At 53.5% G+C, this 19508-nt stretch carries 16 protein-coding genes and 1 tRNA gene; 10 read left to right on the plus strand and 7 right to left on the minus strand.

Translation table 11 applies throughout. From position 1 onward, the window contains the following. The first annotated feature begins 960 nt into the window (after nucleotides 1-960). The gene (locus RT340_RS07365) at nucleotides 961-1494 is read left to right on the plus strand and encodes a hypothetical protein (RefSeq protein ID WP_313375081.1); all 534 of its coding nucleotides are present in this window, start codon (nucleotides 961-963) and stop codon (nucleotides 1492-1494) included. Nucleotides 1495-2328: 834 nt separating this feature from the next. On the opposite strand, the gene RT340_RS07370 is transcribed toward RT340_RS07365, so the two are convergent. Beyond that, nucleotides 2329-2413: transfer RNA gene (locus tag RT340_RS07370), tRNA-Leu, on the minus strand. A 266-nt stretch (nucleotides 2414-2679) separates the two neighbouring features. On the opposite strand from RT340_RS07370, the gene RT340_RS07375 reads away from it, so the two are divergent. Continuing rightward, on the plus strand, nucleotides 2680-3192 hold the full coding sequence (locus RT340_RS07375) for a DUF2501 domain-containing protein (protein WP_160833927.1): 513 nt from the start codon (nucleotides 2680-2682) through the stop codon (nucleotides 3190-3192). A 204-nt stretch (nucleotides 3193-3396) separates the two neighbouring features. On the opposite strand, the gene RT340_RS07380 is transcribed toward RT340_RS07375, so the two are convergent. Continuing rightward, a complete protein-coding gene (locus RT340_RS07380; RefSeq protein ID WP_313375084.1) occupies nucleotides 3397-4773 on the minus strand; it encodes a PLP-dependent aminotransferase family protein in 1377 nt (458 codons plus the stop codon). Between the two features lie 169 nt (nucleotides 4774-4942). On the opposite strand from RT340_RS07380, the gene RT340_RS07385 reads away from it, so the two are divergent. The 5 genes from RT340_RS07385 (at nucleotide 4943) to RT340_RS07405 (ending at nucleotide 7970) form a co-directional block, all read left to right on the plus strand. After that, nucleotides 4943-5383: a GNAT family N-acetyltransferase gene (locus RT340_RS07385; protein WP_211729339.1), complete on the plus strand. Its 441-nt coding sequence runs from the start codon at nucleotides 4943-4945 to the stop codon at nucleotides 5381-5383. Further along, a complete protein-coding gene (locus tag RT340_RS07390; protein ID WP_211729338.1) occupies nucleotides 5380-5985 on the plus strand; it encodes an FMN-dependent NADH-azoreductase in 606 nt (201 codons plus the stop codon). The genes RT340_RS07385 and RT340_RS07390 overlap by 4 nt, the downstream gene beginning before the upstream one ends. A gap of 14 nt (nucleotides 5986-5999) precedes the next feature. Then, complete coding sequence (locus tag RT340_RS07395) at nucleotides 6000-6479, plus strand: carboxymuconolactone decarboxylase family protein (RefSeq protein ID WP_097118227.1); 480 nt, start codon at nucleotides 6000-6002, stop codon at nucleotides 6477-6479. A 95-nt stretch (nucleotides 6480-6574) separates the two neighbouring features. Beyond that, entirely contained in the window at nucleotides 6575-7210 is a 636-nt protein-coding gene (locus tag RT340_RS07400) for a hypothetical protein (protein ID WP_211729337.1), read from the plus strand. A gap of 82 nt (nucleotides 7211-7292) precedes the next feature. Then, nucleotides 7293-7970: a MarC family NAAT transporter gene (locus RT340_RS07405; protein ID WP_034826427.1), complete on the plus strand. Its 678-nt coding sequence runs from the start codon at nucleotides 7293-7295 to the stop codon at nucleotides 7968-7970. A gap of 30 nt (nucleotides 7971-8000) precedes the next feature. On the opposite strand, the gene RT340_RS07410 is transcribed toward RT340_RS07405, so the two are convergent. Genes RT340_RS07410 through RT340_RS07420 form a run of 3 tightly spaced genes read right to left on the minus strand, consistent with a single transcriptional unit; the run spans nucleotide 8001 to nucleotide 11802 of the window. Next, complete coding sequence (locus tag RT340_RS07410; protein WP_313375089.1) at nucleotides 8001-9257, minus strand: cytochrome c; 1257 nt, start codon at nucleotides 9255-9257, stop codon at nucleotides 8001-8003. A 4-nt stretch (nucleotides 9258-9261) separates the two neighbouring features. Then, complete coding sequence (locus tag RT340_RS07415; protein WP_034826431.1) at nucleotides 9262-11031, minus strand: GMC family oxidoreductase; 1770 nt, start codon at nucleotides 11029-11031, stop codon at nucleotides 9262-9264. 39 nt (nucleotides 11032-11070) lie between these two features. Then, entirely contained in the window at nucleotides 11071-11802 is a 732-nt protein-coding gene (locus RT340_RS07420; RefSeq protein WP_038649342.1) for a gluconate 2-dehydrogenase subunit 3 family protein, read from the minus strand. Between the two features lie 533 nt (nucleotides 11803-12335). On the opposite strand from RT340_RS07420, the gene RT340_RS07425 reads away from it, so the two are divergent. The 3 genes from RT340_RS07425 (at nucleotide 12336) to RT340_RS07435 (ending at nucleotide 16963) form a co-directional block, all read left to right on the plus strand. After that, nucleotides 12336-13907 (plus strand): ABC transporter substrate-binding protein, encoded by a 1572-nt coding sequence (locus RT340_RS07425; protein WP_211729336.1) that lies wholly within the window; start codon nucleotides 12336-12338, stop codon nucleotides 13905-13907. A gap of 117 nt (nucleotides 13908-14024) precedes the next feature. After that, the gene (locus RT340_RS07430; protein ID WP_211729335.1) at nucleotides 14025-15527 is read left to right on the plus strand and encodes a helicase HerA-like C-terminal domain-containing protein; all 1503 of its coding nucleotides are present in this window, start codon (nucleotides 14025-14027) and stop codon (nucleotides 15525-15527) included. A gap of 158 nt (nucleotides 15528-15685) precedes the next feature. Then, nucleotides 15686-16963: a DUF445 domain-containing protein gene (locus tag RT340_RS07435; protein WP_211729334.1), complete on the plus strand. Its 1278-nt coding sequence runs from the start codon at nucleotides 15686-15688 to the stop codon at nucleotides 16961-16963. 69 nt (nucleotides 16964-17032) lie between these two features. Here the strand turns inward: RT340_RS07435 and lptG are convergent, their stop codons facing one another. Further along, entirely contained in the window at nucleotides 17033-18109 is a 1077-nt protein-coding gene (gene lptG, locus RT340_RS07440) for an LPS export ABC transporter permease LptG (RefSeq protein ID WP_034826451.1), read from the minus strand. After that, the gene (lptF, locus tag RT340_RS07445; RefSeq protein ID WP_097118222.1) at nucleotides 18109-19209 is read right to left on the minus strand and encodes an LPS export ABC transporter permease LptF; all 1101 of its coding nucleotides are present in this window, start codon (nucleotides 19207-19209) and stop codon (nucleotides 18109-18111) included. Before lptF ends, lptG begins: the two co-directional genes overlap by 1 nt. Nucleotides 19210-19508: the final 299 nt, after the last annotated feature.

Here is a 19508-nt window from a genome sequence, read left to right on the forward strand (position 1 = left end):
GTAACATCTATTATGTTAAATGCTTCCCGATTCGTTGAATTATTGAGCGGTTCGATCAAGTTATCTGGCTGAGTGTGCCGCCCAGCCTGGGCGCTGTGTCGGTGCTCTGTTGATGGTCTCAGCGTTGATCAAATGCTGATGTGACGCCGTGCCGCTGTGCGCTTGGCGTGGGCATTATTCACCGCTGCCGCGCTCAACCTCATGGCGACTCGGAACCCGGAAGAAATACGATGCATAAGTGATTGATATATTTGGTAAAGATCATTATTGTCTGTCAGCCCAGATCAGCCACGCCCAGCAGACCCCCAAGAGAGCCAGAGATATTTTCCAGCCCTTCTATATATAGAGGCACCCGGCATCGTGAATTCGCATCCGGGGGCGGTTGATGTTGTGACAAGATTATCATTAGCAACTTGAGTATCAGGCATCAGCCAGGTTGGATAAATGACGAACAACCATCCGCAGCGTTCACGTATTTTGGGCGATTTTCAGTAACAAGTTCACCCCTGTTGATTTAACCCCTGTTTTTATAGACATGTGAATTAAACGGCTTTAAACGCGCTGTAAACGATTGTCGTTGTTAAGCTAGCTATACATCAAAAACTGTTAGAAAAGCGCTGAGAATCGATCTGACGAACGATGAAGACAGAAAATGTGCATAATTGGATGGATTTAGATGTGCATAACGAAGGGGACGTGGTAGCATTGGAGTTCTGGTGATCATAGATCCCAGAAACGAAAAAGCAGCTATCAGGTAAATGGCCTAGGAACCGACACCCGATAGCTGCTCATGCTCCAGTACAGAGACTGAATCGGCCCAACCAGATTTTGCACATCTGGTTAAGCCGTTGCGGAAGATTACGGCTAATTGACGTAGATTTCCAGAAGATTTTGCATTCATGCAAATCTTGAAGACATCTCTGAACTGGGTTGATCCGTACTATATCGGAGTAACTCATTATGACAGATAAAGATTTTAATCAGCGCAAAGTAACCGACGACTACGCACCTGAACAAGCCCGCATCAAGTTAGCTTCTTTCTTTGATGGTCACCCATCGGCATTAGAAGCAGTTCAATGTCTCAACCGTACTCAAGCCTGTGTACTCGCCGCTCTTTTAGACAGTAAATCCATTACTACATCGGGTTATACCATTCCTGCTGATTACGGTGTAAAGCGAGCTTCTGCTGTGATCCATGCCTTAGAGAAGGAATACTCCTTCCCTATCTCAAGTCGCCGTGTCGAAACAGAGTCAGATGTGGGGAACCGGACTAAACAGTCACTCTTTTTCATTACCCCAGAGGATCAAGAAAGGCTTAAAGCTGAGCCGGAAGTGGTATTCAAAGAACGTCATGACAGTGCCTGCCGTAAAAAGGAAAGCCAAGCTCAGAAAGATATCAGACGCTTGGTGAAAGAATACGGTGAGGATGGTGTTCAAGAACTTCTCAGAAGAGCGGCAAACGACGAAGCTGGCCCGGATTCTAACGCAGGTTGATAGCGTGAACTTTAATCTTGGTTGGGGCTTCGGCCTCAACCAATTCAAACTATTGATCGATGCGGAAAACGTATGAGTAAGGTGCTCAGCTTGATGAATATGAGACTCGATGGACTCACAGTGATTTAAAGTGCTGTAGAGAATCCGCATCTAATGTGTCGTAATCCCACTCCTGCTGGCGCAGGTCTCGAAGCCTCTTGCTGCTTAATTTAACACTACGCGTGTTACGTTTAGCCTCGTGTGCAAGCAATCGACCTTCAACTACCTTTAGTACCTTCTTCTTACGCATACATCACCAGAGTTTAAATTCCACTCTAGTTTAGTGCGCTACCTGTTTCAGGACAATAGCAGCCATAAAGCCCCGTTGGTGGTAAGACAACAAGCGGAGCGGAGCGACATCATCAGGTTTATGTCAGTCAGTGAAGTTTATCAGGATAACCGTGTACCCTTGCGGGAGCGTGGCTGAAACGCTGGCAGAGCTTGCATTTGGTGTGCAAGTACCGAGACCACCATAAAACCTGTTTATCCTCTGCACTGTCATCACGACAGGTAGCATTAAGAGGGCATCGGGCTGAAATGCGATTCACTGAAAGTTTGCGGGAGAGTTTTGAGACGTGGGCTACGTCATTAGCTTCAAGTTTGATTCTGAACGGTGCGACTGTTCACGCTTATACGTGTTTGAGCCTGGAACTACACGCCGCTGTAGGTTAACATCCCGATTCGCCACTACTAACCACAGCGGCAATTTCAGGTGAAGCGAAGATAGCAATTTTCCCGTGCAGAAAAGACAGAAACTTTTGTCTAATCTATTGATTTTACAGGAAAATGAATAGATGGTGCCGAAGGTCGGACTCGAACCGACATGTATCTCTACGGTTGATTTTGAATCAACTGCGTCTACCGATTTCGCCACTTCGGCACTGAAGAGGATGCGGAAAACGTTGGCGATTATACCGTTACAAACAGAGTGCGCAACACTAATCGACAGCGCTTTGCGCTAAGCGTTGAAAAAACCAGCACTTCGCAGGTTCCGAGGGGCAAACACGGCAGCACAAGTGCCCTTTCGGCGCTTTCCTGTGCAGATTCCAGAACATTCCCAAACTCCCGCCACTTCGGAACTTTCCGTGCTTACGCCTCTCTTAACCAAAACTGACAACGTCAGATGTATAAAACAAAGAGGTTGAGATGAACAAAGCAACACAACGCATCATTTTGGGATTGGGTATCGCGGCAGCACTGACAGCAGGCAGTGCATCGGCGGCGAGTTGGCAGGATCAGCTGAGCAGCGCGGCATCGCAGTTATCTCAGCAAAACAGCGGCTCTACCACCAGCAACACGCAGAACGGCGGTCTGTCGCTCTCTTCGCTGAGCGGTTTACTGAATGGTGGTGACAAAGCGGTTAGCTCCAACAGCATGACCAACGCCGCAGGCGTGATGTCCTACTGCGTGCAGCACAACGTGGTGGATAACAACGTCTCATCAGTGAAGGATCAGGTACTGAGCAAGCTCGGCCTGAGCAGCCCTGCCGCGCAAGAGCAGAAAACTGATTATCAGCAGGGTCTGCAAGGGTTGCTGAACACCGGCAACGGTCAGCAGCTGAATCTGCAGAGTCTGAGCAACTCGCCAATGGGTGAGAAAGTGAAGACCAAGGCCTGTGACGTGGTGCTGAAACAAGGTAAGAAATATATCGGCATGTAATTCCCATCTTCTTTCATATTGCAGGTGCGCTGTCGGCTTTTTTCCCTCGCATACAAGCACATCGGGTGTCTCTCAAAAGTCGCCGCTCTGCCATCTGAAGGATTTTAGGTGTTGTGTCTGTTGAAAAGACGCGAGCTGTCCCTCGCGTCTTATTTACTATTGATGGGGAGCGCAATAAATTGCGCCGCTAGGGCCATTAATCCATCAGCTCATCAACCCGTTAGTTTCTTCTACCACCCTGCCCAGCACATCCACCGCCTGCTCAAACGATCGAATATTGGTGTAACTGATCACCAGCCCGTAGCGTTTTTGGGTTTGTGTATACCAGCCAGAAAGCGGTAACACCCGCAGCTGATGACGCTGCCAAATCTCCGCCAGTGCCACATCCTGAATACCTCGCCGCAGGAAGGCCACGATATGCATGCCACCATCAGTGAGTTCAAAGTCAAACAGCTGCGGGAAACAGTGCTGTAGCGCATCCAGCATCATGCGGCGGCGCTGATGGTAGAGAATGCGCATCTTCTTAATATGGCGATAGAAATGCCCTTCACTGAGGAATTGCGCGAGGATTTTCTGCGGTAACAACGGCATACCGGTTTCGAGGATTTCACCCAACTCGCGGAAGCGTTCGATGGTCTGTTGCGGCATCACCAGATAACCCACGCGCATCGCAGGCATCATGGTTTTACTGAAAGTGCCGGTATAGATCACCCGATCGTGCACATCAAGGCTTTTTAGCGCCGGGATCACTTTGCGCGTGTAGTGAAACTCGCCATCGTAATCATCCTCAATGATCCAGCTGCTATTCTGCTGCGCCCACTCCAGCAATTGATGCTTGCGGGGTAATGATAACGTCACCGCAAGCGGGCTCTGATGGGTTGGCGTGACGACCGCGAAGCGTGCGTCTGAGTGATAACGCTGCAGGAAATCCACGTCGAGACCTTCACGATCCACCGGTACATAGTGCAGATTCGGTGCGATGCGCTTTAACAGTTTCTGCCCAAAGAAGTAGCCCGGGTCTTCAAACAGCACTTTGTCGTGAGGATGGGCCAGCACGGCCAGGATGAGGCGCAGGTTGGCGCGATAACCAGTGGTGATAACAATCTGCTCCGGCTGGCAGTTGAGCCCGCGCGAAATATTGAGATAGCTGGCAATCGCCTCACGCAATGGCTGGTAGCCCATGATGGCGGGCATGATCATTTCATCGGGCCGCAACGTTCGCGCCGCCTTTCCGGAGATCAGCAGCCACTTCTTGTGCGGGAACTCATCCAGTGCCGGAATACCCAGCCGCAGCTCGCCTTTACTTTCAATCACCGGATGTTCCAGCTGCGTGGAAGGTGGCGCAGTGGAGATAACAGCAGCTCCAACAAGATTGAGCGCAGGGTTCACGCGTGTTCCCTTCGCGCCCTGGCTGACAAAGTATCCCTCTCCAATGAGGATCTCATAGGCGGCCTCCACGGTTTTACGCGCGACTTGTAGCTCACTGGCTAACACGCGGATCGCGGGCACCCGATCGCCCGGCTTTAAGCTCCCTTCCAGGATCTGCTGGCGATAGCGAGCGTAAATTTCTTTGTAACCCATCTGTCTTCCTTCATCACGATGAAGTGCACATGAATGCGCCCCTGAAGAATGAGCGCACGTCACAGCAGCATAACCATGTCCTACCTGTTTTCTCCTATATTGACCCTTTTTCCTTCGACATAGAGGTTTAAGATGTTCCCATCAACCCGACAACCGCTTGCAGGCTGCTATGAAGATTGTTCATTACCAAACGTCCACCGAGCTGGCCTGCTGCTATGCATTGATGCGCGAACTGCGTTTCAAACTGAAGGATGAAGCTGCGTTTGTGGCGCAGGCACAGCGTCAGCAATTACAGGGCTATCAGCTAGCGGGTATCGAACAGGGTGGTAAACCGGTGGCGCTGGCAGGCTATCGACTGCTGGAAAACTTTATTCATGGCCGTTTTTGCTACATCGATGATTTGGTGACCTGCACCAGCACTCGCAGCCAGGGTTTGGGAGCCGCGCTACTGCACGGTCTGGCGCAGCAAGCACGGGAACAAGGCTGTGGCCGCATCGTGCTCGACACCGCGCTGAGCAATCAACGGGCACAACAATTTTATCAACGCGTCGGTTACCACGCGTTGGGACTGCATTTTTATCGCGATCTCGCTGAGGGAGAAAATTCATGAAACTGCTGCATATTCAGGTCAGCCCGGATCTGGCCGGATCGGCTTCACGTAACGCCTCGGCGCGTTTGGTGGAGAAGCTTCGCGCCCAGCATAGCGATCTCGAAGAGACGGTACTGGATCTGGCGCAGCATCCGTTGCCCCACCTGGATGCCTTCACCATTGGCGCCTTCTTTACCCGTCCCGAAGATCGTAGCGATGCACAGCGTGCCGCCATTCAGACTTCCGAAAAAATGGTGGATCAGCTGTTCGCCTGCGACACCCTGGTTATCTCGTCGCCGATGTGGAACCTCGGGCTACCGTCGGTGCTGAAAGCCTGGTTCGACCATATCACCCGCGCCGGGCGCACCTTCGCCTTTACGCCGGAAGGCACCAAAGTCGGTCTGGTGAGCGGCAAGAAGGTATACAGCGTGGTCGCCAGCGGCAGCGTATTTGCCCACGGCCCGTTTATGCAGGATGACCAGTTCACGCCTTACATCCGCGTGGCACTGGAATACATCGGCATCACCGATGTGGAATTTATCCGCGTGGACGGTACGCACGATCCCGTCAGCCGCGACACCGCATTACCCCAGGCTCTGCAAGCTATTGACCGCTTATTTTGAATGAGGAAAATATCATAACTTCACGCGTTAACCATTTTAAAACCGCGCCAGCACTGGCCAAATCCATGTCTGATTTCTCTAACACCGTGGCGAATACCGCGCTGGAGAAGTCACTGAAACACTTGATCGATATCCGTGCTTCGCAGCTCAATCACTGTGCCTTCTGCTTCGATATGCATGTGAAGCAGGCGAAAATTGATGGCGAGCGTGAACTGCGTCTGCATCACGTTTCTATCTGGCGTGAATCTCCACTGTTCAGCGCTCGCGAGAAAGTCGCTTTTGCCCTGACCGAAGCGCTGACCCGCATTGGTGAACACGGCGTGGATGAAGCGCTGTACGGTGAAGTACGTGAACATTTCTCTGAAGGCGAAATCAGTGAGCTGACTTTTAAGATTGCCGCCATCAACACCTGGAATCGCCTGATGATTTTGTCACAGATGGCACCGGGTGCGCTCGACAGCGCTTACGGGCTGGATCGTGCTGATTTGCGTTAATTTTTATCGCCAGTAGCCTGTGCTGCTGGCGTTGTCATGTTCATCTGCGCTGCCTGACGCTATAGTGAGATTTTGCACCACACAGGACAGCGCGCATGAAAGGCATCAATATTGCGATTTACTTCGATCCCGACCTGATTCACATCAGCGTTCACCAGCAGGATGACAGCTATCTCAGCCACCACTTCAGCTACGATGACAGCGTCATTGAAGAGATCTATCAGTGGCTGGAGCAGTTTACGCCTAATCGCACCCACATTTGCCTGATTGAGCACGATACTGCCGACATCCTCGCCGATGAGCTGGTCGATAACGGCTATCACGTCCATCAGGTGACGCAGCACGATCTCCTGAACTGGTTTGCCAGCGAGCCTCCTGCAGAACCCGATGGTTCGCCAGTGCGTGCCCTGCTGCGCTATCTTGAAAACGAAAACCCGTCTGAATATCAGTCTCGCACCCCACAGATCGAAGCCTTAATGGATATGCTGGATGAGTTGGACGATCTGGAAGGCGTGGATGAAGTCGAAGATGAAGACAACCTGCCGGATGACGTACTGCGTTTGATGAAGCAGAAGAAAATCACCGCCACCCAAGCCGCAGAGCGTTTGCTGCCCGACGTCAATGAACGCATTCGCGAACACCTGATAAGCTACCCTGAGCTGATGACGCCCGAACTGCTGGAAGATTTCTTCCCGGAGTTGCTGGAAGCGTTAGAAACGCCAAAACATTGATGCATTTTGCATACGCGCGCTAAATTGTGCCGCGACGCGCCTCTACGGTGTGTCGCGATGCCACTGGAACTCGGGGAAAACCATGCTGGAACTGTTTAAAGCCATCGGGCTGGGATTGGTGGTGCTGTTGCCGCTGGCCAACCCGCTGACCACGGTGGCGCTGTTTCTCGGTCTTGCGGGAGACATGAATTTCCAGGAACGCAATCGCCAGGCCATGCAGGCTTCGATTTACGTGTTCCTGATTATGATGGTGGCGTGGTACGCCGGGAATGCGGTGCTGCACACCTTCGGCATCTCGATCCCTGGTCTGCGTATGGCAGGAGGATTGATCGTCGCCTTTATCGGTTTTCGCATGTTGTTTCCGGCAAAACCCGTCGGCCACTCCGTTGAAGCCCGGCATAAACAGGATGAAATCGACGCCACCGATGCGAATCGTGAATCGGTAAATATCGCCTTCGTGCCGCTGGCGATGCCCAGTACGGCCGGTCCGGGCACTATTGCGATGATCATTAGTTCGGCTTCCACCGTAAAAGCGGGTGTCGATTTTCCTAACTGGGTGGTAAACGTGGCGCCGGTGCTGACCTTTTTGTCGGTCGCTGTGATTTTGTGGATTTCGCTGCGCAGTTCGGGTGCCATCATGAAGCTGGTCGGTAAAGGCGGGATTGAGGCAATTTCGCGGTTGATGGGCTTTTTGCTGGTGTGTATGGGCGTACAGTTTTTGATTAACGGCGTGTTAGAAGTGGTACGGACTTTTCATTAAAGAGAGTGCGGCCCGAAGGCCGCACCCGATTTACTCTGCTTTCAACGTCTTGCGCACATCCGCAACCTGATCTTTGGTCACGGCTGGGGCATTGTTACTCCAGCCCTGACGGATAAAGGTCGCCAGCTGCGCCACTTCATCATCCGTCAAACGCTTGCCAAAGCCCGGCATCGCGAGGGTTGACGGCGCCTTCTCGGTCGATGGCTGCTGCGCACCGGCGAGAATGGTGTGGATCAAGCCGGTAGGATCGTTGGCATTCACAATCGTGGCCTGATCCAGCTCCGGGAAGATCCCTGGCGCGCCTTTACCGGTCACGAAGTGACAGGCACCGCAGTTATCGATGTACAGACGCTCACCTTCCGTCAGGTTTTTCGCTGCGGTCAGTTTGGCTTCCGTCGCCTGCTGCTTCTGCACGTTGTACGCCTGCAGCGGTGGGTTGCCGCCGATAAATTTCAGGTACGAGGCAATGGCTTTCAGATCGGCATCCGTCATGTGCGAGCTGGAGTGCTCAATCACTGACTTCATCTCTCCGCCCACTGCCGCTTTGTCGTTACGACCGGTTTGCAGGTAATCGACGATCTCCTGCTCACTCCAGCGCGGTAAGCCACGCAGCGACGGCACATCCCAGTTGTTCAGGCTACCACCGGCGAGGAACTTGTCGTCACCGCTGTCCAGCGCGTTCTCGTTCATACCGAGACCGCGTGGCGTATGGCACGAGCCACAGTGACCGAGGCTTTCCACGATGTAAGCACCGCGATTCACTTCTTCAGATGCGCCGCCAATCGGCTGGAACGGCTTATCAGAAGTGAATGCCCAGTTCCAGAAGCGCATTCCCCAGCGCTGGCTGAACGGGAAGCTCAGTTTGGTCTCTTCCGGCTGCTCACTACTTGGCTTCACGCCCTTCATGAAGTAGACATACAGCGCATGCATGTCTTCATCACTGATTTTGGCGTAATCCGGATATGGCATGGCCGGGTAAAGGCGTGAACCATCCGGCAGCACACCTTTGCGCACCGCATCAGAGAACTGCTGCTCGCTGTAGTTGCCGATGCCGTGCTCTTTGTCCGGCGTGATGTTGGTGGAGAAGATGGTGCCGAGATTCGACTCAATCGCCAGACCACCCGCATAATCCGCTTTGCCCGACACGGTATGGCACGCCATACAGTCGCCAAGACGAGACAGATATTCCCCCTGCTTGATCAGCGCGGCTTCATCTTCCGCATGAGCCTGTACCGCAAAGCTTCCCAGCAGCACGGCGTTAGCGATTAACAATGATTTTAATTTCATGTGCTTATGCCTGTACCAATGGACCTGGGTTTTTCAGATAGTGTTCTTTGATCGCCTGCGCCGCCATCAGGGTAATCGCACCGATGGTATCGGTCGGGTTCGCCTGGAAGTTTTGCGGGAAGGCGTTACCGCCCGGTACAAACACGTTATGCACATCCCAGCTCTGCAGGTACTTGTTCAGCGCAGAAGTTCTTGGGTTATCGCCCATCACCGCGCCGCCCACGTTGTGCGTGGAGACGTATTTAGTGAGGTCAAAATCCGCGCCCATCGGCAGGAAGCTCATGCTCATGCTGTCTGGGTTCAGCTCTTTGGCGATATCACCAACGATACCCTTCAGATGCTGTTGCAGCTTGAGTTCGTTCTCTTTCCAGTTGAACGTCATACGCAGCAGCGGCTGACCGCGATGGTCGGTGTAGTGCGGATCCAGATCCAGATAGATATCGCGATACGACTGGCAAGTTGTCGTGATGCTGATCTTCATGGAATGGTTGTACCACTCTTCCAGACCCTCTTTGTAACCCATGCCCCAGGCTGGCGTGCCTTTTGGCAGTGCAGCAGCCATTGGCGTACCGGTGGCTTGCGAGCTGTGGATCTTCGCGCCGCCGAGGAAGCCGAGGCCTGGGCCATCGAAGTTGCCTGGTGAGATGTCGTTGAACATCTGGCCGGTGGCGCCTGCGGTGGCGTAGGAGTTGAAGTTCTTATCTTTGAAGAACAGGGTTGCGCCGCCGTTGGACAGGAACGCATAGTTACGACCTACCACACCTTCTTCAGTGATCGGGTTGTACGGTTTGCCGATACCGGACAGCAGCATCAGACGCACGTTGTACAGCTGGAAGCTGGACAGCACGACGATTTTGGCTGGCTGGAACACTTCATTGCCATCTGCATCGAAGTAGAGAACGCCCTTCGCGGTTTTACCATCGTCGTGCAGCACCACTTTGTACACTTCCGCATGCACTTCGTAGGAGAAGTTCGGCAGACGCTTCAGTGCATCCATCACGGCAGTTTGCGGTGAGGCTTTGGAGTAGTTCAGGCACGGGTATTTCGAGCAGTAACCGCAATAGTTACACGGCGCGATCTGGTTGCCGTACGGGTTTTTCCACGCGCGAGATACGCACGCAGATGGGTTCGGGAACGGGTGATAACCCAGCTTGGTGGCCGCTTCTTTGAACATCACGTTGTTCAGCGTGTCTTCCAGCGCTGGTAGCGGATAGGGTTCAGAACGTGGGCCTTCGAACGGATCGCCGCCTTCCAGAATCTGACCGCGCAGGTTGCCGGTGTTACCCGACTGACCGCAAATCAGCTCAAACTTGTAGTAATACGGCTCGATCTCTTCCCACGTGAAGGGGAAATCCATCACGCGCATATCATCCTGCAGCACGCCCGGCTTGTAGGCCTGATCGACGTAAGTTTTCAGTTTGATATCAGTTGGGGTTGGACGAATCAGTACCGCCGTCCAGTGCATACCTGCGCCGCCGACACCAGTACCCGGTGCGAAAGCGCCCCATTTACGGGTTGGCAGTGCGGTCTGGCTCATGTTGTAACGCACGGTGACCGCCACTTCTTTCGGCGTAGCGAACACTTTGTTGCGCACGTTATAGGCGTATTCATCAGCCGGTTTCGGGTAAGCAAAATCCGGGTAGTCACGCTCGCCGCCGCGCTCTAACGCGCGCACTTCCAGCCCGGCCAATGCCAGTTCGATACTCATCAACGAGCCGGCCCAGCCGAGGCCGCAAACGACGACGTCGACTTCTTTCTTTGTAATCTGTGCCATGTTAATCCTGTCTCACATACCAAATACGGGGGTGTCGGCTTATGCGCGCTCACCCAAGAGGCTGACCGGTCCCAGCGGGTACGGCACGTTGTGCTGCTTCACCCATTCGGTGAAGCTGGCGCGTGCGCCTGGGAAGCCAATCGCAATCCAGGCTTTCATGCCCTTATTGCCGCCATACATCGGATCGGCGAGGTAGCCGTGTTTGGTATCTGCCAGTAACTGACCAAAGAACTGCGAGGCTTTCAGGTTCGGTTCACCCATTGCCGGGAAATCGATACCGTCATTTTTGTTGACCTTGGTCAGCACCGCGTCTTTCTCTTCCAACGTCAGTTCATGGAAGGATTTTTTGTAGGTGCTCTGCGTCCACTGTTCCACTAGCTTGATGCCCGTGCGATACAGCTCTTGCGGGGTGTAAGGGATCTGATAACCCATGGTGGCTGGCGCGTGCACGTCGAACGGACCCTGCATGTAAATTTCGCCGCCGAACTCAGGGCTATGGAGTTGCTGATCGATAAAGATCGGCACGTTAGTTTCCAGTGCACCCGGCGCTTTGCCCTTACCACCGGCCGGAATCAGACGATCGGTCGCGGCCAAAATAAACTGCCACTCCTGAGCGCTGAAAAAGATCGGTTTGTAATCGGCGAGTTCCGGTGCTGCCATTTCCGCAGCTTGCGCCGCAGTTAATCCCTTAAATACCAGGTCGCTTAATGGCAAAGCCAATAACGACCCAAGCAAAAACTTACGTCTGGTGGTCGGTTTATTTAGAAGCATGGCGCGACGACTCTCACTTGCTAAGAAAGATAATTATTTTTGTTAATGGCTTTATAAATCGGTAAATAACCTGGCAATCTTAGGGATATAGATATTTCTGAATGTAAGAATCAATGTTCGGATGTGTTTTGATGAGAAACCATCATGATGTTGAATTTAGGTTAAGGGCAGGTAAAGGGCTTTCGGAGGGTGAATTGGACTTTTAACCGTACAATTGCTGTGTTTCTAGCAAGTCTGGATGGGCAAATGACCAAAATTGATCGCGCAAGGAAATAATTGCTCAATTCAATCGATAAAAATAAATCATACTTCCATACAAGATAATTATTCTCATTAATAACATCTTATTTACTTAATTGACCAGTACATGAACGATCTATTTCCTGGAAATGACAGGCGGCGCACAAAATAAGTGAAATAATCGCCGAATGTTATCATTTGTTAATTTCCGGCACAGCTCAGAACAAACCGGCATTTTGCCTGAGCGGCAGCAGCGATAGAGTCAATTTATCTATCACTCAGGAAAACAATAAATGCGTGTATTGATTTTGTTGGTCACTTTATGGAGTAGTGCATTCGCCGTGCAGGCTGCGACGCCGAAAGACACGCTGGTGGTTGCCGTACCGCTGGATGGCATTATCAGCTTCGACCCCGCAGAAAGCTTCGAAACGGTCAGCAACAGCGTACAGCGCAACATCTACCAGACTCTGGTGCAAGCCGACCGCGATACGCCACAGAAACTGGCACCGCTGCTGGCGACATCCTGGCAAAGTGGCAGTACGCCGCACAGCCTGGTATTTAACCTTAAACCAGGTGCCCGCTTCTCCAGCGGCAATGCGGTGACGCCGCAGGATGTGATTTTCTCACTGTCGCGTGCTGTGCAGTTGAACAAAGCACCCTCTTTTATTCTCGCCGAGTTTGGCTGGACCAACGAGAACATCGCCAGCCAATTTAAAGTGCTGAATGATCATCAGCTGGAGATTCAATGGCCCGCGCAGATAGGTCAGGATTTGGCGCTGCGCCTGCTTACCGCACCGGTAGCCTCGGTGGTGGACAGCAAAACCGTGCAACAGCATGCGGTGAATAACGATCTCGGCAATGGCTGGCTGCACACCAACACCGCAGGCAGCGGCGCGTTTACGATTCAGCAGTATGTGCCACAGCAGGCGCTGGTGCTGAGCGCCAACCCGCAAGCTAATCCGCAGCCACACCTAAAGCGTATTTTGCTGAAAGGCGTCGCCGATGCGGGTGCGCGTCGCCTGCTGATTCAGCAAGGCGATGTCGATGTCGCTTATCAACTCGGCCCCGATCAAATCGATGCGCTAAAGAGCAATAAGAACCTGCACATTGCGGCGTTCCCTTCGAGCCTGGTGTATTACCTGGGCTTCAATACGCAGAACAAAGCGCAGCCCGCATTGGGTAATTCGGCCCTATGGGAAGCGGCGCGCTGGTTGGTGGATTACCAGTCCATCTCACATGATTTGCTGAAAGGTCAGTACCGCATTCATCAAAGCTTCCTGCCGCAGGGCTTTGATGGCGCGCTGGAGGACCAACCGTTCCATTATGATGTGGCAAAAGCCAAAGCGATTTTAGCCAAGGGCGGGATTAAACCGGGCAGCAAGTTTGCGCTGACGGTGATCAATCAGCCGCCGTACATTGATGTTGCCCAGGCGCTGCAGGCCAGCTTTGCCAAAGCGGACGTGCAGATTGAGTTGCAGCCGGTGGCGGAATCCGAGCTGTGGAGCAAGATGCGCGGCCGCGATTTCCAGTCGATCTTTATCTACTGGGGCGCGGATTACGTTGACCCGAATACCAATGCCAGCGCCTTTGCTTACAACGTGCCGGGCGGCTCGAAAACATTGGCGTGGCGTGTCGGCTGGGAGATTCCGGAACTCAGCGCCAAAACACGTGCCGCAGCAGGCGAAAGTGATGCCGCCAAACGCCGTGCGCTTTACACCGACCTGCAAAACACCGTGCAGCAGAACTCTCCGTTTGTGGTGATGCTGCAGGGCGCGCAGCAGGTGGCGGTGCGGAACAACGTCAATCATGTGCAGCAAGGGATTGGCGTGAGCTTGCTGTTCTTTGATGTGGTGCAGAAGCAATAGATCCTGTTGATGGGGGGATGGCTTCCCCCATCAACACTTTCAGTACAATCTTCATCCTTCCCCTCGCATCGCTTGCTATTCTTTCTGGCATAACCTGTTGCCTGCGAGTGAAAAAATATGACCACCCCGTTGCTGATTGCTCAAACGCCTGACATCCAGTTATCCCTGCTTTCCAATATGGCGAACCGCCACGGCTTAATCACTGGTGCCACCGGCACCGGTAAAACCGTGACGCTGCAAAAAATCGCCGAGTCCTTCTCCAATATCGGCGTGCCGGTGTTTATGGCCGACGTCAAAGGCGATCTCACTGGCGTGGCGACCGCCGGTGAAGGCTCGGAAAAGTTACTGGCGCGGTTGGAAAAGATTGGCGTGACCGACTGGCAGGCACAGAAAAATCCGGTGATGGTGTGGGATATTTTTGCCGAGAAAGGTCATCCGGTGCGTGCCACCGTTTCCGACCTTGGCCCGCTGTTGCTGGCGCGCTTGCTCAACCTCAATGAGGTGCAATCGGGCGTGCTGCAAATCATCTTCCGCATCGCAGACGATCAAGGGCTGTTGCTGCTGGATTTCAAAGATCTGCGCGCCATGACGCAATACATCGGCGATAACGCTAAATCTTTCCAGACGCAGTACGGCAACATCAACAGCGCCTCGGTGGGGGCGATTCAGCGCGGTTTGCTGGCGCTGGAACAGCAAGGCGCTGAACACTTCTTCGGCGAGCCGATGCTGGATATCCGTGACTGGATGCGTTGTGACAACGAAGGCAAAGGTTTCATCAACATCCTTTCCGCCGAGAAGCTGTATCAAATGCCGAAACTCTATGCCACCAGCTTGCTATGGCTGCTGGCGGAGCTGTACGAGCAGTTGCCCGAAGCGGGCGACCTCGATAAACCGAAAATGGTGTTCTTCTTTGATGAGGCACATCTGCTGTTTACCGATGCGCCGCCGGTGCTGCTGGAGAAAGTGGAACAGGTGATCCGTCTGATTCGATCCAAAGGCATCGGCGTCTATTTCGTCACGCAGAATCCGTCGGATATCCCTGATAACGTGCTCGGTCAGCTAGGCAATCGCGTGCAACACGCCCTGCGCGCCTTCACGCCGAAAGATCAAAAAGCGGTGAAAAGCGCCGCTGAAACCATGCGCGCCAATCCGGCATTCAATACCGTGGAGGCCATTCAGGCGCTGGGCACTGGCGAGGCGCTGATTTCGTTCCTCGATGAAAAAGGCAGCCCGTCGATGGTGCAGCGCGCCATGGTGATTGCGCCCGGCTCGCGCATGGGGCCAATAACGCTGGATGAGCGCAACGGCCTGATCAATAACTCACCGCTGTACGGAAAATACGACACCGAAGTGGATCGCGAATCCGCGTTTGAGATGCTGCAAAAAGGGGTGCAAGCCGCGCCGCAGCAGGCCGATGCGCCGGAAGCCAAAGGCAATAATGTCGAAGTTGATGATGGCATTCTCGGCGGGTTGAAAGACATTCTGTTTGGCACCACCGGACCGCGCGGCGGCAAGCGCGATGGCGTGGTGCAGATCGTGGCAAAAAGCGCGGCGCGCCAGGTCACCAACCAAATCATTCGTGGCGTGCTGGGAAGTTTGATGGGCGGCCGTCGTCTATAACACACTGAAAATATTTATCTTCCTCCGCGGCGCTATGTATGGCGCGGGCATCAGCAACGCTGCAGTGACACCTGCGCGCCGCGACATTAATGACGCTGATTGAATAGGTGCAATGATTCGCACCGCCGCCCTAAGGTGTGGTCTGCTAAGATCGTTATATGGATAAATATCAACAACTCAAACGGAGCAAGCGTCTGGCGCTCGCATTGCTGCTGGTTGCCGCAGCGACTTTTGTCGTGACGCTGTTTCTGCCACCCAATTTTTGGGTGCTTGGTCTCAAGGCCATTGCTGAAGCGGCGATGGTCGGTGCGCTGGCCGACTGGTTTGCGGTGGTCGCGCTGTTTCGTCGCGTGCCGGTGCCGTTCATCTCGCGGCACACGGCGATTATTCCGCGCAATAAGGATCGCATCGGGGAGAATCTTGGCCGCTTTGTGCAGGAGAAATTTCTCGATTCCGATTCGTTGCTGGCGCTGATTCGCCGCCACGATCCCTCGCAGATGCTGGCGCACTGGCTCAACACGCCGGGCAACGCCGATCGCATTGGTCGCCATCTGTTGCAGGTGATGCGCGGCTTCCTTGATCTTACGGATGATGAACGCATCCAGCGCTTCCTGCGCCGGGCCGTGCATCGTGCATTGGATAAGGTCGATCTCACCCAATCCAGCGCGTTGTTACTGGATAGCCTGACCAAAAACAATCGTCATCAGGAACTGCTGGATGCGGCAGTGCAACAGTTGCTGCGTCTGCTGCACAAGCCTGGCACGCGTGAGTTCATCGCAATTCAGATTGTGCGCTGGCTGAAGCGTGAGCATCCGATTAAAGCCAAAATACTACCCACCGAATGGCTGGGCGAGCACAGTGCTGACCTGGTGGCCAATGCAGTGGACTCGATTCTCGATGAAGTGGCGATCAATCAGGGGCACGAGCTGCGTCTGGGATTTGACCGCGCAGTTCAGCGGTTAATTGAGAAGCTAAAAACCGACCCCGTAATGGCCGAACGTGCCGAGGTGATCAAAAACTGGCTGAAAGAGGATGAGTCGCTGAATCGCTATATCGGCGAGCTATGGCAGGATCTGCGTAGCTGGCTGAAGGCCGATCTTAACAGTGAAGATTCTCGCGTGCAGGAGCGCGTGCGTCTTGCCGCGCTATGGTTCGGTGAAATGCTGGCAGCAGATGAAGCGCTGCGTATCTCGATGAATCAACACCTGGAAGATGCCGCCCGCAGCATTGCACCAGAGTTCGCCGAATTCCTGACGCGCCACATCAGCGATACCGTGAAGAGCTGGGATGCGCGGGAGATGTCGCAACAGATTGAGTTGAACATTGGCCGCGATCTGCAGTTTATCCGCATTAACGGGACGTTGGTGGGTGGCACCATTGGGTTGGTATTGTACTTGTTGTCGCAGCTGCCGGCTCTGATTCATACTCTGAAGTAATAAAAAAGCCGCCATCGTGATGGCGGCTTCTGTGAGTTTTGGTGATAGCAGCAGGCTATCCCTGAACCATCAACTGCGCTTCATCAGCAGGTACAAGCTGATGGCAAAGAACGCGGCGCTCGGCAATAGCGCCCCCAGAATCGGCGGGATGCCATACACCAGACTCAGCGGACCGAAGATCTGATCCAGCACGTAGAACAGGAAGCCGAAGCTGATCCCCGTGACCACACGCACGCCCATCGACACGCTACGCAGCGGACCAAAGATAAACGACAACGCCATCAGCATCATCACCGCCACGGAAAGCGGCTGGAAGATTTTACCCCACATGTTCAGCAGATAACGCCCTGACACCTGGCCACTCTGCTTAAGGTATTTGCTGTAGTTGTACAGACCGCTAATGGACAGCGCATCCGGATCCAGCGCCACCACGCCAAGCTTGTCAGGCGTCAGGTTGGTTTTCCACTCCCCGCCCAGACTTTGCGAACCGGTAATCTGTTTCGCATCACTCAGGTTGGACTCATCTACCTGCGACAGCTGCCACAACTTTTTGTCCTTGTTCCAGGTCGCACTGGCGGCATAACGCACGCTGAGCAGACGACGCTGGTCGGTGAAGGTGTAAATGCTGACGCCATCAATCTCATTGTCGCCTTTGATGCGTTCGATGTAGATAAAGTCATGGCCGTCTTTCGCCCACAGCCCATTCTGCGTCGACATCAGCGAGCCGCCGTACAGCTGCTGCGCACGGTAGTTACGCGCCATCTGCTCGCCCTGCGGTGCCACAAATTCGCCGATAGCCATGGTCAACAGCACCAGCGGAATCGCGGTTTTCATCACCGCCAGCGCCACCTGCATACGGGTAAAACCCGATGCCTGCATCACCACCAGCTCGCTGCGCTGCGCTAGCGTTCCTAAGCCCAACAATGCACCCAAGAGTGCGGCCATCGGGAAGAAGATCTCAATATCTTTCGGTACGCTGAGCAGCGTGTAGTAACCGGCGTCGAGCGCGGTGTAAGCGCCCTGCCCGGTTTTACGTAGCTGATCGACAAATTTGATGATGCCCGATAGCGACACCAGCATGAACAACGTCAGCATGATGGTGTTGAAAATGGTTTTACCGATATAGCGGTCAAGGACCTTAAACATCAGAGCGATCCTCCACGGCTAAAGCGACCACGAATGCGTCGCATCGGTACCGTATCCCACAGGTTTAACATCACTGCCAGCGCCAGATAAGCCAGGTTCACGACCCACATCCAGATCGCGGGATCGAACTTGCCTTTCGCTGCGTTAGAACGTAACGAACTCTGCAGCAGGAAGAAGATCAGATACAGCAGCATCGCAGGCAGCATTGACAGCACACGCCCCTGACGAGGGTTGACCACGCTGAGTGGCACCACCATCAACGCCATCACCAGCACCGCAAACACCAGCGTTAGACGCCAGTGGAACTCGGCCTGGAACTGCGGCGTTTTGTGTTGGTACAGCGTGCTAATGCTCGCCTGATCGGCATCATTCGGATCGAGCGTGGCTTCTTTATAGCCCACCAGCGCCTGGTAGTTGGTGAAGTCGGTGATGCGGAAATCGCGCAGCATCGCAGTGCCCTCGAAGCGCGTGCCTTTATCCAGCGTCACCACTTGTGAGCCGTCTTTGCGCTGCTCCATATGACCGCTGTCAGCCAGCACCACGGATGGGCGCGCATTACCTTTTGGACGCAGCTGCGCCAGGAACACGTTACCAAACGTGTTGCCTTTGACGTTCTCGACAAACAGCACGGTATTACCGTCGCTGGAGGTCTGAAACTGGCCCGCTGCCAGCGCCGCTGCGCCAGGGTTGGCTTTGGCATTTTGTGTGACTTCATCCTGGTAACGCGATGACCATGGCCCTAACCAAAGGACGTTGACCGCTGCGACCGCTGAAGTCAGCAGCATCAGGATCATCGCGGCCTTGACCAGCACGCTTTTCCCCAGGCCGCAGGCATGCATCACCGTGATCTCACTTTCGGTGTACAGCCGCCCAAGAGTCATTAAAATCGCCAGAAACAAGCTTAGGGGCAGGATAAGTTGTGCCATTTCAGGCACGCCAAGTCCTAACAATGTCAGAACCAGATTTGTTGGGATCTCGCCATCCACCGCTGCACCCAAAATCCTGACTAACTTCTGGCAAAAGAAGATCAGTAGCAGGATGAACAGGATAGCCAGCTGGCTTTTGAGCGTTTCCCGAACCAGATATCTAATGATGATCACGCTTAGTACGCCTGTGATAACTTGTCTTTTTGCAGGAAAATCGCTAGTTTCAACGCTTATCAGCCATTTTTCTTCATCAATGGCCGTCATCGTAGCTAAAATAGTATGACGAACGCGTTAGGGTGGTGAAAAAACAACACATTGCCACCACATCTCATTATGACCGTCGGCGTTAAATTGTCATGGCGCCGCTAAAAATAATGGGTTACGAACGCGCTACATTCTAACGACAGCTAAGGCCGTTGTCTTTAAGATTCAGGAGAGTGCATGGAGTTCAGTGTAAAAAGCGGTAGCCCGGA

It is taken from the genome of Pantoea sp. CTOTU50773, from assembly GCF_032082325.1.
GTDB classification, from domain to species: Bacteria; Pseudomonadota; Gammaproteobacteria; order Enterobacterales; family Enterobacteriaceae; genus Pantoea; species Pantoea communis.

Bases quoted from the DNA above. Each gene is read 5' to 3' on its own strand.
- RT340_RS07430 (WP_211729335.1), top strand. From the start codon at position 14,025: ATGACCACCCCGTTGCTGATTGCTCAAACGCCTGACATCCAGTTATCC.
- RT340_RS07425 (WP_211729336.1), top strand. From the start codon at position 12,336: ATGCGTGTATTGATTTTGTTGGTCACTTTATGGAGTAGTGCATTCGCC.
- RT340_RS07385 (WP_211729339.1), top strand. From the start codon at position 4,943: ATGAAGATTGTTCATTACCAAACGTCCACCGAGCTGGCCTGCTGCTAT.
- RT340_RS07405 (WP_034826427.1), top strand. From the start codon at position 7,293: ATGCTGGAACTGTTTAAAGCCATCGGGCTGGGATTGGTGGTGCTGTTG.
- RT340_RS07390 (WP_211729338.1), top strand. From the start codon at position 5,380: ATGAAACTGCTGCATATTCAGGTCAGCCCGGATCTGGCCGGATCGGCT.
- RT340_RS07365 (WP_313375081.1), top strand. From the start codon at position 961: ATGACAGATAAAGATTTTAATCAGCGCAAAGTAACCGACGACTACGCA.
- RT340_RS07420 (WP_038649342.1), bottom strand. From the start codon at position 11,802: ATGCTTCTAAATAAACCGACCACCAGACGTAAGTTTTTGCTTGGGTCG.
- lptG (WP_034826451.1), bottom strand. From the start codon at position 18,109: ATGTTTAAGGTCCTTGACCGCTATATCGGTAAAACCATTTTCAACACC.
- RT340_RS07435 (WP_211729334.1), top strand. From the start codon at position 15,686: ATGGATAAATATCAACAACTCAAACGGAGCAAGCGTCTGGCGCTCGCA.
- RT340_RS07415 (WP_034826431.1), bottom strand. From the start codon at position 11,031: ATGGCACAGATTACAAAGAAAGAAGTCGACGTCGTCGTTTGCGGCCTC.
- RT340_RS07410 (WP_313375089.1), bottom strand. From the start codon at position 9,257: ATGAAATTAAAATCATTGTTAATCGCTAACGCCGTGCTGCTGGGAAGC.
- RT340_RS07380 (WP_313375084.1), bottom strand. From the start codon at position 4,773: ATGGGTTACAAAGAAATTTACGCTCGCTATCGCCAGCAGATCCTGGAA.
- RT340_RS07375 (WP_160833927.1), top strand. From the start codon at position 2,680: ATGAACAAAGCAACACAACGCATCATTTTGGGATTGGGTATCGCGGCA.
- RT340_RS07400 (WP_211729337.1), top strand. From the start codon at position 6,575: ATGAAAGGCATCAATATTGCGATTTACTTCGATCCCGACCTGATTCAC.